The organism is Shewanella sp. DAU305 (genome assembly GCF_026802235.1).
Lineage (GTDB): Bacteria > Pseudomonadota > Gammaproteobacteria > Enterobacterales > Shewanellaceae > Shewanella > Shewanella baltica.
Genome location: NZ_CP113808.1, coordinates 3906822 through 3920440, shown reverse-complemented (window position 1 = coordinate 3920440; position 13619 = coordinate 3906822). Strand labels below are relative to the sequence as shown.

16 protein-coding genes and 4 tRNA genes are annotated in these 13619 nt (G+C 44.8%); 14 read left to right on the top strand and 6 right to left on the bottom strand.

Going from position 1 to position 13619, the window contains the following annotated elements; translation table 11 throughout:
• Positions 1-13 precede the first annotated feature (13 nt).
• The 11 genes from OX890_RS16610 (at position 14) to OX890_RS16560 (ending at position 9576) form a co-directional block, all read left to right on the top strand.
• Positions 14-1024, top strand: coding sequence for a MerR family transcriptional regulator (locus tag OX890_RS16610; RefSeq protein ID WP_126492463.1), 1011 nt, complete (start codon positions 14-16; stop codon positions 1022-1024).
• The gene (gene phrB, locus OX890_RS16605; RefSeq protein ID WP_126492462.1) at positions 1011-2513 is read left to right on the top strand and encodes a deoxyribodipyrimidine photo-lyase; all 1503 of its coding nucleotides are present in this window, start codon (positions 1011-1013) and stop codon (positions 2511-2513) included. The genes OX890_RS16610 and phrB overlap by 14 nt, the downstream gene beginning before the upstream one ends.
• A 23-nt stretch (positions 2514-2536) precedes the next feature.
• Positions 2537-2983: a nuclear transport factor 2 family protein gene (locus OX890_RS16600; protein ID WP_126492461.1), complete on the top strand. Its 447-nt coding sequence runs from the start codon at positions 2537-2539 to the stop codon at positions 2981-2983.
• Positions 2983-3783 carry an SDR family NAD(P)-dependent oxidoreductase gene (locus OX890_RS16595; protein WP_126492460.1) on the top strand — a complete coding sequence of 267 codons (801 nt, stop codon included), beginning with the start codon at positions 2983-2985 and terminating at the stop codon, positions 3781-3783. Before OX890_RS16600 ends, OX890_RS16595 begins: the two co-directional genes overlap by 1 nt.
• Positions 3780-5030, top strand: coding sequence for an NAD(P)/FAD-dependent oxidoreductase (locus OX890_RS16590; protein WP_115334179.1), 1251 nt, complete (start codon positions 3780-3782; stop codon positions 5028-5030). Before OX890_RS16595 ends, OX890_RS16590 begins: the two co-directional genes overlap by 4 nt.
• Positions 5027-5851, top strand: coding sequence for a DUF1365 domain-containing protein (locus OX890_RS16585; RefSeq protein WP_172599599.1), 825 nt, complete (start codon positions 5027-5029; stop codon positions 5849-5851). The genes OX890_RS16590 and OX890_RS16585 overlap by 4 nt, the downstream gene beginning before the upstream one ends.
• Position 5852: 1 nt before the next feature.
• On the top strand, positions 5853-7139 hold the full coding sequence (locus OX890_RS16580) for an SAM-dependent methyltransferase (protein WP_012587152.1): 1287 nt from the start codon (positions 5853-5855) through the stop codon (positions 7137-7139).
• 81 nt (positions 7140-7220) lie between these two features.
• On the top strand, positions 7221-7802 hold the full coding sequence (locus tag OX890_RS16575) for a DUF2878 domain-containing protein (protein WP_063884581.1): 582 nt from the start codon (positions 7221-7223) through the stop codon (positions 7800-7802).
• Between the two features lie 84 nt (positions 7803-7886).
• Positions 7887-8501 (top strand): chalcone isomerase family protein, encoded by a 615-nt coding sequence (locus OX890_RS16570; RefSeq protein ID WP_126492459.1) that lies wholly within the window; start codon positions 7887-7889, stop codon positions 8499-8501.
• Positions 8489-9034 carry a DUF3833 domain-containing protein gene (locus tag OX890_RS16565; RefSeq protein ID WP_107402331.1) on the top strand — a complete coding sequence of 182 codons (546 nt, stop codon included), beginning with the start codon at positions 8489-8491 and terminating at the stop codon, positions 9032-9034. Before OX890_RS16570 ends, OX890_RS16565 begins: the two co-directional genes overlap by 13 nt.
• Before the next feature lie 311 nt (positions 9035-9345).
• Complete coding sequence (locus tag OX890_RS16560; RefSeq protein ID WP_126492458.1) at positions 9346-9576, top strand: hypothetical protein; 231 nt, start codon at positions 9346-9348, stop codon at positions 9574-9576.
• A 95-nt stretch (positions 9577-9671) separates the two neighbouring features.
• Here the strand turns inward: OX890_RS16560 and OX890_RS16555 are convergent, their stop codons facing one another.
• Positions 9672-10016, bottom strand: coding sequence for a DUF3634 family protein (locus OX890_RS16555; protein ID WP_006082536.1), 345 nt, complete (start codon positions 10014-10016; stop codon positions 9672-9674).
• A gap of 153 nt (positions 10017-10169) precedes the next feature.
• On the opposite strand from OX890_RS16555, the gene OX890_RS16550 reads away from it, so the two are divergent.
• Complete coding sequence (locus OX890_RS16550) at positions 10170-10355, top strand: hypothetical protein (RefSeq protein WP_006082535.1); 186 nt, start codon at positions 10170-10172, stop codon at positions 10353-10355.
• A gap of 511 nt (positions 10356-10866) precedes the next feature.
• On the opposite strand, the gene OX890_RS16545 is transcribed toward OX890_RS16550, so the two are convergent.
• The 4 genes from OX890_RS16545 to OX890_RS16530 form a co-directional block, all read right to left on the bottom strand.
• Positions 10867-10942: transfer RNA gene (locus tag OX890_RS16545), tRNA-Thr, on the bottom strand.
• A gap of 7 nt (positions 10943-10949) precedes the next feature.
• Positions 10950-11025 (bottom strand) — tRNA-Phe (locus OX890_RS16540).
• A 532-nt stretch (positions 11026-11557) separates the two neighbouring features.
• Positions 11558-11633 (bottom strand) — tRNA-Thr (locus OX890_RS16535).
• A gap of 21 nt (positions 11634-11654) precedes the next feature.
• Positions 11655-11730: transfer RNA gene (locus OX890_RS16530), tRNA-Phe, on the bottom strand.
• Positions 11731-12119: 389 nt separating this feature from the next.
• Here OX890_RS16530 and OX890_RS16525 point away from each other — a divergent pair.
• A complete protein-coding gene (locus OX890_RS16525; RefSeq protein WP_006082534.1) occupies positions 12120-12671 on the top strand; it encodes a cytochrome b in 552 nt (183 codons plus the stop codon).
• A gap of 4 nt (positions 12672-12675) precedes the next feature.
• Entirely contained in the window at positions 12676-13251 is a 576-nt protein-coding gene (locus tag OX890_RS16520; RefSeq protein ID WP_268649597.1) for a YceI family protein, read from the top strand.
• An 88-nt stretch (positions 13252-13339) separates the two neighbouring features.
• Here OX890_RS16520 and OX890_RS16515 read toward each other — a convergent pair whose 3' ends face one another.
• Positions 13340-13618, bottom strand: a complete 279-nt coding sequence (locus OX890_RS16515; RefSeq protein WP_006082532.1) for an oxidative damage protection protein — start codon at positions 13616-13618, stop codon at positions 13340-13342.
• Position 13619: the final 1 nt, after the last annotated feature.

Here is a 13619-nt window from a genome sequence, read left to right as displayed (position 1 = left end):
TTATTTCTGATATATGAAACAAGATACCCAGTCTATGACCAACGATGAACCCGATGATGGCGTGTTACTCCCCATAGGTGAAGTCTCGCTACTCACGGGCGTAAATGCCGTGACCCTAAGGGCATGGCAGCGCCGTTTTGGTTTAGTGATCCCTGCGCGCACGCCCAAGGGACACAGATTATATACGAGTGAAAATATCAAAGAAATTCATGAGATTAATGCATGGTTAGCTAAAGGTGTTGCGATCAGTAAGGTTAAACCTTTGCTGATGAGTGCCGCCAAATTATCAAGTGAAATGATTGAATCCCAAGTTGTCGATCTGTGGGGCGAGCAAATTATTGCGCTGAATGCGGCATTGTTCGACTTCAATCAGCATAAGTTGCAGCAGATATTAGACGATGCATTTGGCTTATATCCGTTTCAATTAGTGAAAGAAAAGTTACTGCAACCTTGGCTTAATCAACTCGATGACTTAGTGGATGAGCGGCTCGATGCCGAGTTAATTCTCGCTTGGTTAAAAAGCGAATTACTCAGCCGAGTGGGTGGGCGTTATGCCTTTACCGGACAGGCCATTGCGGCGCGAATGGCTGTGGTGCAGTTATCCCGCTGCGCTGCCACGCCGCCTAGCTCTACTCGCACTAAAAGCTTGTTTTCTTTGTTGCTATTGCTTGAGTTAGCGTCGCTTCGAGTATCGGTAATCGACCTTGGGGAGCAGGCCATAGGCAGTTTACCGCTGCTGCAGGGCAGGCTTAACGTCGATGCACTTTTGCTGATCCCTGATCCAAATCATTCGGGGTCTGAGCAGACTGAAATGCTCACTGTATTGGCACAAATGAGTTTCCCCTGCCGATTTGTTGGCCCCTTTGTACCGACCTTGACTTCCTTATCGGCCTTCTGGGCGCCTTCGATGACTGACTTGATTGGACAAATGCCATCTCGCTCTGTGGGGAAGGTCAGCAGAAGTCACAAAGGCAAAGGGAAAAGCGAGCAGGGCAATAGTGGAGAAAACAATGACATCAGTTAACGATTCAATGCCAATAGATTCAATGTCAATAAAAGTGCAGGGCAATAATGCACTGATGTGGTTTCGCCAAGATTTACGTCTTGCCGATAATCAAGCGCTAAGTGCAGCCTGTGATTGGGCGCGGGAGAATGGCGTGGCACTTAAGGCGATTTATATCGCTACGCCAACCCAGTGGCAACGCCATGATGTGGCGCCCATTCAGTTAGATTTTATCGAACGTCACATTAATTTACTTGCCCAAGGGCTGGCGAGTTTGGGGATTGCATTCGAATTAATTCAGTTAGATACCTTTGCCGATGTGCCAGCGTTTATCAGTGATTACTGCCAGCAACAGGGGATTGGCCGTGTGTTTGCCGGCAGTGAGCCTGAGATTAACGAACAACAGCGCGACCAAGCCTGTATTCAGGCGGGCATCCCTCTAATGCTAACCGATGAGCATTGTTTGCTAAAGCCGGGCACAGTGCTGAATTTATCTGGCGACATGTACAAGGTTTTCACTCCTTTTAGCCGTAAGTGGCGAGAAATTGCCGCTCGCCATGCCATTTTGCCGCTTCCTGTTCCGGCGCCGCTTGGACCTGTGTTGGCCGAGCCAAAGCCGCTTTTGCTTCACCATGTCACTAAAGTGTCGAGTGAACTTTGGGCTGCGGGAGAAGGGCAGGCAAAGCGTTTGCTTTCTGCATTTATCCAACAGAAAGTGCAGGATTATAAGCAAGATAGGGATTTCCCTGCCATCGATGGTACCAGTTCAATTTCACCTTATCTGGCCATTGGCGTCATTAGCCCAAGACAATGCGTTGCCGCGTTGCTGCATGACTTCCCCGAGGTGATTGTCGACGATACTAGCCCAGCTCGTACTTGGTTAAATGAGCTTACCTGGCGTGAGTTTTATCGTCATTTGCTGGTGGCATTTCCTGACTTATCTAAAAATCATAATTTCAATCGACAAGCCGACCATGTGCAGTGGCGTAACAATCCGCAGGAGTTTGCCGCTTGGTGTGAAGGTCGTACTGGCTATCCGATTGTGGATGCGGCTATGCGCCAGCTCAATCAAACGGGTTGGATGCATAACCGTTTGCGTATGGTGGTGGCGAGTTTCCTGACTAAACATCTACTGATTGATTGGCGTTGGGGCGAGCGCTATTTTCGCCAAAAGCTCATCGATGGTGACTTGGCCGCGAATAATGGCGGCTGGCAGTGGTCCGCCGGTTGTGGCTGCGATGCCCAGCCTTATTTTCGCATTTTTAATCCTATGAGCCAGAGTGAAAAGTTTGATCCAGATGGCAGCTTCATCCGTAAGTACTTACCAGAGCTCGCATCTTGGGGAATTAAGCAATTACATCAACCCAGTACAGCGCAGACTCCGTCCTTGTTTGAACAGCCGTTATTCAACACTAAAACGGCTTATCCAAGTGCGATTGTCGAGCACAGTGCAGCAAGAGCAAGGGCGTTAACCGTACTAGGCGTATTGAAAAAGGCCGCGGCCCAATAAATAGGATCAGGAGCAATAACCAGATGACAAACCAAGCGACGACTGAGACTAATACGCTTGTTGATGATTTTATTCAGCTTTATCAAGCCTTGAATAAAGATAACTTGCACCTGTTGGGCCAAGTTTACGACGACAGTATTAGCTTTACCGATCCTATGCATCAAATCACAGGGCTAGAGTCGTTAACTCAGTACTTCGCGAAGTTATATAAGAATGTTATGCATATTCAGTTTGAGATCAAAGAAGTACAGCAGGATGCGAATCAAGCCGCGCTGTTTTGGCAGATGGAATATAGCCACCCTAAGTTGAATAAAGGCGAACTTATCCGTGTTGATGGCATGAGCCAACTTAAATTCAACGACAAGATTTATTTTCACAGGGATTACTTCGACTTAGGGCAAATGTTGTACGAGCATTTGCCTTGCATGGGCGGGCTTATCCGCTTGCTCAAAGACAGGGCGGCAAAATAATGAGCGCTGTTAAACCATTGAAAATTAATACCGTGCTGATTACAGGTGCAAGCTCAGGCATTGGGCTGCAACTGGCGCAGGATTATTTAGCCTTAGGTTGGCACGTCATTGCCTGTGGCCGCTCCCAAGAAAGATTAGATGCGTTAGCCTTGAATGAACTCGTCGGTGCCACCTTGTTAATTTTTGATATATCCCAGCGCGACCAAGTTCAACAAGCTGGCCAAGATTTAGCCGAGCTGTTGGCGAAAACCGATTGTCAGCTCGATTTGGTGGTTTTGAACGCAGGCAGTTGTGAGTATATAGACGATGCTAAGGCCTTCGATGATGTGTTATTCGAGCGCGTCGTCCATACCAATTTAATTGCGATGGGATATTGTCTCGGGGCATTTTTACCTTTAATGCCAAGGGGTTCACGTATTGGCTTAATGAGTTCCAGCGCTATTTATTTACCTTTCCCTCGCGCGCAAGCCTACGGCGCCTCTAAAGCTGGCGTGCAGTATCTCGCTTCGAGTCTCTCGCTTGATCTTGCTAAGAATGACATAGGTGTGAGCTTGATTTGCCCTGGTTTTGTGGCGACGCCACTGACCGCAAAAAATGATTTTTCCATGCCAATGCAAGTGAGTGTGCAAACCGCTTCTAAGGCAATCCGCAATGGGCTTAAAGGTGGCAAGCGCGAGATCCATTTTCCGCGACGCTTTACTTATCTATTGAAATTGATGTCGTTTTTACCTGCCTTTGTGTGGCAAAAAATGATTGCAAACGATACTCAAGCCAAGCCGCTTAAGGACAAGAGTTTATGAAAAATATCGCCATCGTCGGCACCGGCATTTCTGGATTAACCTGCGGCCATCTATTAAGCGAGTCGCACAAGGTCACAGTGTTTGAAGCCAATGACTATATCGGCGGCCACACGGCGACAGTCGATGTGGAGCACCAAGGCCAAACCTACGCTATAGACACAGGTTTTATCGTTTTTAATGACAGAACCTATCCACGATTTGAACGTTTATTGGCTCGCCTGAATGTCACCATATTACCGACTGAGATGAGTTTCAGCGTCCATAATGCGCTGACAGGGCTTGAATATAACGGCCACAATTTAGGGAGTTTGTTTGCCCAAAAGCGTAACCTGCTGAATCCGCGCTTTTGGGCCTTTTTAAAAGAAATTCTACGCTTCAATAAAGGCTGTAAGGCACTCTATCAACAGGATATTTACCCTGAAGGCAACTTAGGTGATTATTTAGACAGTGAAAACTTTTCGCGCTTTTTTGCCGAGCACTATATTTTGCCCATGGGCGCGGCAATTTGGTCTTCGAGCATAGAAGATATGCGTGCGTTTTCGTTGAAGTTTTTTATTCGCTTCTTCCAACACCATGGTTTATTAAATGTCAGTGATAGGCCCCAGTGGTATGTGCTAAAGGGCGGCTCGCGGAGCTATATTCCTGATCTTATTGCGCCATTTAAAGACAATATTCGCCTTAACTCTCCTGTGACAGGTATTGAACGTCATGGCAATGGGGTGAAGTTGCAGGTCCACGGTGAATGGTTGGAATTCGATGAGGTGATTTTAGCCTGTCATAGCGACCAAGCACTGCGGATGTTAAACGATCCCACGCCAACAGAACGCGCCATTTTAGGCGATCTCAGCTACCAGAATAACGATGTGGTGCTGCACATGGATACGCGTATCCTGCCTAAGCGAAAAGCGGCCTGGGCGAGTTGGAACTATCGATTAGATGGCAATCTAAAACGCCCTGCGTCAGTAACTTACAACATGAACATACTGCAACAGTTACCAGCCAATGCACCGACGTTTTGTGTCACTTTGAATCAGTCAGAGTTGATTGATGAGGCGAAAGTGATACGCCGCTTCAATTATGCCCACCCAGTGTTTAACGAAGCCAGCCTTAAGGCCCAGGGCCGCCGTGAGGAAATATCCGGTCAAAATCATACCCATTTTGCTGGAGCCTATTGGCACAATGGTTTCCATGAGGATGGCGTTCGCAGTGCACTGGATGTGTGCGCCCATTTTGGTGTCAGCCTATGACAGATGTAAATGTCACAAGCTTAAATATGACAGAGCTCAATAGCGGCATTTATTACGGCACAGTATCTCACAGCCGTTTTACGCCTATTAAACATAGCTTTAGTTATGCAATGGCGCTGCTGGCGATTGACTTAGATGAAGTCGACAAGATCAGTGCCATGGGGCGAATTTTTGCCAGCCAGCGCCGCGCTTTACTGAGATTTAATCCTAAAGACTATTTAACGTCTTTTACGACTAAATCCAATGATAACAGCGAAGTGGCCGTAGCCGATCCGAGCGCCGCGGCGCTTAAGAGTCGAGTATTGGCTCAAGTAGCGGAGTTAGGTGCTGATAAGCTGTGCGACAGAGTTCTGTTTGTGGGGCAGATCCGTCATTTTGGCGTGTATTTTAGCCCAGTAAATTTCTATTTTTGTTATCAAGATCAAACGCCTTTATACATGTTGGCCGAGGTGAGTAACACGCCTTGGGATCAACGCCATTGCTATTTAGTGGATGTAGCTGCGCCCAAACCTTCTGACAAAGTGTTTCATGTTTCCCCTTTTATGACCCTCGATATGCGTTATCTCTGGCATGTGGCTGCGCCGAGTGAAGACTTAAATATTGGTATTGAAAACAAGTCGATGCAAGGGAATGGTAAAAAACTGTTTAATGCCAATCTAATGATGAAACGCCAACCGATCACGGCGGCTAATTTACGGACGCTTTTATTTCGCTTTCCTTTTATGACTCTCAAGATCTTCTTCGGGATTTATTGGCAAGCGCTGAAACTCTTTTTCAAACGTGTGCCCTTTGTGCCGCATCCAGCTCAGATGGAGAAATAACATGGAAAATACTGCTTCGCAAACCTCAGTCGCCACAGGGAAACTGCCCGACAGTATTGCGCGTAAAGTCTTGCTCAAGGCGCTGGAAAGTCTGCCCCATGGTTGCTTGACCTTAGTTGAGGGCGATAAGAGTTATCGTTTTGGTGAGAGTCATACCGATTTACATGCCACGCTGGTGGTTAAACACCCCAGTTTTTATCGTCAAATAATGCTTTCAGGCTCCATTGGTGCAGGTGAAGGTTATATTCAAGGCCATTGGACGAGCCCAGATCTCACCAAAGTCGTGCAACTGTTTGCCCGCAATTTAGCCTTGCTCGATAGGATTGAAGCTAAGTTTTCTTGGTTAACCGGCACGATAAACCGTGTTAAGCATGTGCTGAATCGTAACTCGCAGGAAGGCTCGAAGCGCAACATTCTGGCCCACTACGATTTGGGAAATGCTATGTACGAGCAGTTCCTCGACCGTGAAATGTTGTACTCGAGTGCGCTTTATCCCCATGAGGAAGCCAGTTTGCAGGAAGCCCAGCTGTTTAAGCTGATGACTATCTGCGAGCGCCTCGATTTACAGCCAGGTCAAACCTTGCTTGAGATTGGTACTGGCTGGGGCGCACTGGCTATTTATGCGGCCAAGCACTATGGCGTGCACGTGACAACGACGACGATTTCAGATGCGCAATACGCCTATGCCAAAGCGCGCGTTGAAAGCGAAGGCCTGAGCGATAAAGTGACTCTGCTGACCGAGGATTATCGCAATCTGACGGGGGAATACGACAGGGTTGTTTCTATTGAAATGATTGAAGCGGTAGGGCATGAATATTTACCGGGTTTCTTTAAAAAGCTGGAATCACTGTTAAAGCCCCATGGGCGTATGCTGCTTCAGGCGATAACGATTGCCGATCAACGTTACGACAGCTATCGCAAAAGTGTGGATTTTATTCAGCGCTATATTTTCCCCGGTGGCTGCTTACCTTCTGTCAGTCAAATGGTCGGTCATATTGCCAAACAGACGGATATGGTGGTCTGGTCGCTCAATGATATGGGGCTCGATTACGCTAAAACGCTGAGGCATTGGCATGAGAATTTTGATCATGCTGTGGGTGAAATCCAAACCTTAGGTTATGGCGAAGACTTTATCCGCATGTGGAAATTCTACCTAAGTTATTGTGAAGGTGGATTTTTAGAACGCACCACAAGCACAGTGCATTTAGTTGCCGTACGTCCGGACTATCGCGTTCTAGGCAATAGTCAGCTTAGCCAAGCTGTTCCTGCAGCAATCCGGCTAGATTAGCCGTTGAGAGTAGTTCGTTTAGGTGCATCCGTTTAAATGAAATTGTCGCTGTAGTTGTAGCAAGATAAAAGTGAGGCAAAGATGAAGTCAATGTTAGCTAACTCTCGGCATCTGCCTAAACATCAGGGTTTTATTCTCTATAACGCCTTGAGTTTTCAGGCTGTGTGGTGGTCTAGTGTGCTTTGGCTTAACTTGTCACTGCTGCTAACTATACCTTTATTATTGCTTCACTTTATCCTGTTGTCCTCGTCGGGTAAGGGCCAATATCGCCAAGTGGATTTACGATTAATGCTCAAGGTTGCCGCCCTAGGGATCGGCATTGACACTGTGCTGTCGGTTTTAGGCCTGTTTGAGTTTGCTGCCTTCCCTTGGTGGCTTGGCTGTTTATGGCTGCACTTTGGCTTGAGTTTGAATCATAGCTTAGCGTTTATGCGACCCTTACCGCTGATATTGCAGGCGTTACTCGGAGGAATATTTGGCACGTTAAGCTATGTCGCGGGCGCGCAGTTTAATGCGGTGACTTTGCCCTACGGCAATGTCATTTCTGCTGTGGTGTTATTTTTTGTTTGGCTAGTCTTGCTGCCATTTTTAATCCAACTTGCTAATCCCTATGGATTTAATCGAAGCACTAAGGCTCGCTCTTTTACTGTGTTTGGGCGTTAATTATTGAAATCTAGGAATTGAGTCCGGTTAAGTCATTTTTAGTCAATACCTGTTGTAAGACATCATGCAGTCAAAGGGGATCCTATGTCGTCAGTTCGTAATCGCAGCTCAAATCTTGGTTTTTCATTTTTGAATTCAAGCTGCTTAAGTTTATTGGCGCTCAGTTTATTGGCCGCACCTCTAAAAGCATTAGAGGCGAAAACGCCAGATTTTGAAAACATTACTATCGAGCTGAATGATGCCGCCGATGTGACGCAGACTTTTCAGGAAGTAGGGCGCGGAGAAATGGATTGGCTGTGGTTTAGTTTGTATAAGGCGAGACTGCTGACGGTAAATGGCCGTTATCAACAGGGGCAATATCCTCTGCTGCTAGATATTGAATATTATCGAGATATAGAGTCAGAGGATTTACTCGAAGCGACAAAGGATCAATGGCAGCATCTAGCGTTTGCCGAAAATGATATCCAGCGTTGGTTGAGTTTATTAACCGCCACTTGGCCCGATGTGAAGCAGGGCGACCATTTAAGTTTTAAGGTTATGGATGGGCAAACAAGCCAGTTTTTCTTTAATCATCAACCACTCGACATTATCCACGATGCTAATTTTGCCGAGGCATTTTTAGCGATTTGGTTATCGAAAGACACTAGCCGTCCGAGTTTGCGGGCGCAATTACTCGGAGAAAAACCATGCGATTGTTAATACGACTTATCGGTCAAAAGTTATTGCTAGGCCTAATAATGATAGGTCTGCTATCGAGTTGCTCATCGGTGGAAGTGACGGATTATAAAGATACTCATCCTACACTGGTGTTGGAATCATTCTTTAATGGACCATTAAAAGCGTCTGGAATAGTGCATGATTTTAGTGGCAAAGTGATCCGCAAATTCAATGTCACTATGGAAGCCAGTTGGCAGGGAAACGAGGGCGTCATCAATGAATGGTTTGTTTATGATGATGGCGAAACTCAAACTCGTGTGTGGCGCATTAAAGCGCTAGGGGAAGGGCGATACTCGGGAACTGCAGGTGACATTATCGGCACCGCCGATGGTCAATCCAGTGGTAGCGCGCTACGTTGGAAATACGATATGTTATTACCCGTGGATGGCGATGAATACCAAGTTCATTTCGACGATTGGATGTTCTTAGTGAATGACAATACCATTATAAATCAGAGCGATATTATTAAGTTTGGCATCACAGTCGCTCAGGTGACTTTAGTGATCCAAAAATAACATGAGCCAATTTTTGCCTAGGTTGGCTTAGCTTGGCTTAATTACATTTATCTCAGTTTGTCTTGGATTAACTAGGCCTATTATGGCTTACATGTTTATTAAGGCTTAAATGTTGATTAAGACTTAACTTGAGTTAAACAGTATAGCTTGGCTAATAATCACCTTTTGTCTGCACTAAAGTATTTAGCTCAAACCAAAGTGGCAGCTAGGCATTTTTTGCTAGTGGCATAAAGTGATAAATATGAGAGTCATATTGGTGTAACTCATTGTTTATTATTTTAATTATTCCGAGTTTAAGTTGGTATAGATAAATGATTAAAAAACACTTAGTTCTATGGGGGGCCTTGTTGAGTTTGTCGTTAACGGCTTGTTCATCTTTTGACGTTAAGTTTGAGGATCATTCTGAGAAACAAGCTGACCCTCATCAACCTGCCAGCGACCCTATGGTGCAAGATAATGAACGTCGTATTCGAGATGCGAGGGCAGATGGTCGTTTAGAATCCGATTTTTTAAAACCTAGGTACCCGGTTAAGTTTAAATAAGCAAAGTGCTTTAGGGACTCGCTGCAACCTCAATACTTAACCTTCAACAAGCATTGAGGGTTAAGTATTGAGGTTGCTAGGGGAAAGGCGAAGAACTAGCCTGCTTGACGACTGTTATCTATCGACTTTTTGTCATAATATTCAAACGGAAACAGATTACGGATCCTTTGCTTCACATTGTCACTCACGTTGGCAGAAATATGTAAGCGTACATCTCCAGATTTTTCAGCCCTAACAGTACACGTTAGTTTTTCTGCTTTAGCAATGTGGCGGCATTCCCGCTCGAACCGTTCGGGGATTTTGCCTTTATGTTGAGTCATGCGGCCATCTTTAAAATGCATTTCAAAAATAGTCAGACCTTTCTTGCCACCAAATATCAGTTTGTAAACGAGAAATATACCAATAGCGACAAAAATGAGTTTGAAAATATCGGCTGTCATAACGCCTCCTATCTTATGTTTATAGGTCAAAGATACTCCTGAGTGATTTGTTTTAACAGTGCGCTAACACGCAATTTTGAATTGGCAATAAAATCATTCCCGCCTAGACTTAACTGGCTAAGGAAAAGTAACCCCTCAGTTAAGGAAAACGCCATGTACTTATCAAATGCAGATCGTTGGTCATTATTGTGTAAGAAGCAAATCGATGTTATCGAAAAACTTTCTGCGCAATTCCCCGAGAGAAAAGCACATCTTAGTGAGCTCACTCAAGGGTGGCGCCATGTTCAACATCAAGTTCAAGCCGGTGATAGGCCTATGCCACTCGAGCTAATTAAATAAGCGCGAGCTGCTTGAACTGATAGTTTGTATAAGAGCCCAAAGTCACTCAATGAGTGGCTTTTTTTATGCGGCGAATATTTACGCTCTGTTTACGCAATTTATCGAGTACTTGGGTAAGGCGGGGTTCGCTAGTAAGTTCTTTTCAGGATAAGCAACAAACAAACTGCTGGTGTTGACGTGAGTTAGTTGCGATTGACTACAAATTTCAGATACAAAAAAACCACTCATTGAGTGGCTTCGTTGTTTATATGGTGCCGGCACCAAGAGTCGAACTCGGGGCCTACTGGAATTATCGAGAGTAAGTCAGTTGCACTTTGCTTTGAACTAATTCAAATTTCAGATACAAAAAAACCACTCATTGAGTGGCTTCGTTGTTTATATGGTGCCGGCACTATGAGTCGAACTCGGGGCCTACTGGAATTATCGAGAGTAAGTCAGTTGCACTTTGCTTTAAACTAACGCAAATTTTAGATACAAAAAAACCACTCATTGAGTGGCTTCGTTGTTTATATGGTGCCGGCACCAAGAGTCGAACTCGGGACCTACTGATTACAAGTCAGTTGCTCTACCAACTGAGCTATGCCGGCTAAATAGTGGTGCCCGAACCCGGAATCGAACCAGGGACACGAGGATTTTCAATCCTCTGCTCTACCGACTGAGCTATTCGGGCAACTAACTAAGCGTTAGTTAACTACTTCAAACTAAGTCGTAAAGACCTTGTTCGTTCGAAGTGCGCGTATAATATAGTGCTCGCTTTGGCTGTGCAAGCCCTTTTTAAATGACTGATTAACTATTAAGCAAAAATCGAACATTTATTTGACTCTTCCACTTTACTCATATTGAGTCGCTGAAAGTTTCAGCATTTTAGTGACGATAGCATTGCCTTTAGACTGATAAGGTTAACTTCAGTGCTCGTTTAATCTGTGTTTTAAGAAAGAAAATTAACGCTTAAGGCATTTTATGTATGCGAAGGGGGAGGGATATCGTCTAATGGCGAAGTTTAGTGAGTGTTAGGTACTTTTATCGACGGCAGATTTTGGTAGATAAGTTTGTCCGCAACTATGATTTTGAACTGGCATGAATTGAACGACCAAAAGTCTATCTCAAAACCTACTGGAATTATCGAGAGTAAGTCAGTTTCACTTAGCACTTCAAATTTCAAATACAAAAAAGCCACTCATTGAGTGGCTTCGTTGTTTATATGGTGCCGGCACCAAGAGTCGAACTCGGGACCTACTGATTACAAGTCAGTTGCTCTACCAACTGAGCTATGCCGGCTAAACTTATACTGCAAAATAATGGTGCCCGAACCCGGAATCGAACCAGGGACACGAGGATTTTCAATCCTCTGCTCTACCGACTGAGCTATTCGGGCAACTAAACTAAGCGTTAGTTGACTACTTTGAACTCGCTAGCTGAGCCGTCTCGTTCGAAGTGCGGCTATATTAGCTAGTGAGTTTCACCTCTGCAAGTGCTTTTTCCTAATTAATAACTCGTTCGGCGGTTTAATGTGCATCTTGGCTGTTTTTTATCTCTTATTCTGTGAATTCAGGTCAATTTCATTCGTTGACTGTATTTTTCAAGTCAGGGGGATGCTGATGTTTACTATAGATTTGTGCTCATAAATCCTAATTTTCGGCTTACTTTCTAAAATTTAGAAAGATATGAGCGATTTTTACTGATTTTAGTTTTTAAAATTAGACTTATGATAATGAATATTATTTCATGGATGGCATGAAGAAAACGCGAATACGGAGTCGCAGTATGTTTCGAAATAGTAAGTTGGCTTATGGGATAACCGCAATTGTGACTCATTGGCTGAGTGCGATCGTCGTCATTGGGTTGTTTGCGGTAGGTGTGTGGATGGTGGAGTTAACCTACTACAGCGCGTGGTACAAGACAGCGCCACATCTACATAAGAGCGTCGGGATTTTACTCTTGGCAGTGACGTTATTCCGTCTGTTGTGGCGCTTAGTGAATCCTAAGCCCGTACCAGAGGCGAATCATAAGCCTTGGGAGAGGCTGGCTGCTCATATTGCGCATTTAGCTATTTATGTATTGCTGCTGGTGATCATGTGTGCCGGCATTCTTATTTCAACGGCAGAAGGCCGTGGAATTATGGTGTTTGACTGGTTTGAACTACCAGGATTTGGACCTTTTTTTGAAAACCAAGCTGATATAGCAGGCGATATCCACCAATACGCAGCTTATAGCTTAATCGCACTCGTGGTAATCCACGCTGCAGGTGCGTTAAAGCATCACTTTATCGATAAAGACGCAACTTTACTCAAAATGATTAAATTTAATCGAGGATAATACAATGAAAAAGCAACTGTTAAGCGCACTGATTGGTGCATATCTATTGGCTCCGATGGCGGCTTCAGCGGCGGACTATGTCATTGACCGTGAAGGAGCACATGCCTCTATTACTTTCAAAGTGAGTCACTTAGGTTATAGCTATGTCGTTGGTCGCTTTAATGATTTTAGCGGTGACTTTAGCTATGACGCGGCTAAACCCACTGCGGCTAAAGTGAATGTGAAAGTAAATACGCTTAGTGTGGATTCAAACCACGCCGAGCGTGACAAGCATATTCGTAGCGCCGATTTCCTAAACACGAGTAAGTTTGCGCAAGCGACGTTTACCTCAACCACAGTTGAAGATAAAGGTAATGGCGACTTAGTGATTAACGGCAACTTAACCTTAAATGGTGTCACTAAGCCATTAGCGATCAATGCCCATGCAGTGGGCGAAGGTCAAGATCCTTGGGGTGGCTACCGTGCAGGTTTTACGGGCACAACCACGTTTGCGATGAAAGATTTCGGTATCAAAATGGATTTAGGCCTAGCATCAAGCCATGTTGAGTTAGATCTTGTGGTTGAAGGCGTGCGTAAGTAACGCTCAGTTATTCTTCACGAGATGAATAAACAAAAAAGCGCCGAAAGGCGCTTTTTTGTAAGCTTTATCGTTAAGTGAACGACAAAAATTAATCTTGGTCTTTTTCAGGCACAAAACCTTCAATTTCTACTTCTTTACCTTCAAAGAGGAAAGAGGTCATTTGTTCTTCAAGAAACTTACGATCATCAACATTCATCATGTTGAGTTTCTTTTCGTTAATCAGCATGGTTTGCTTTTTTTGCCATAGGCCCCAAGCTTCTTTGCTGATGTTATCAAAAATGCGCTTACCTAAATCACCTGGATACAGTTGAAAGTCTAGGCCGTCGGCTTCTTTATTTAAATATACGCAATTGACTGTACGCGCCATG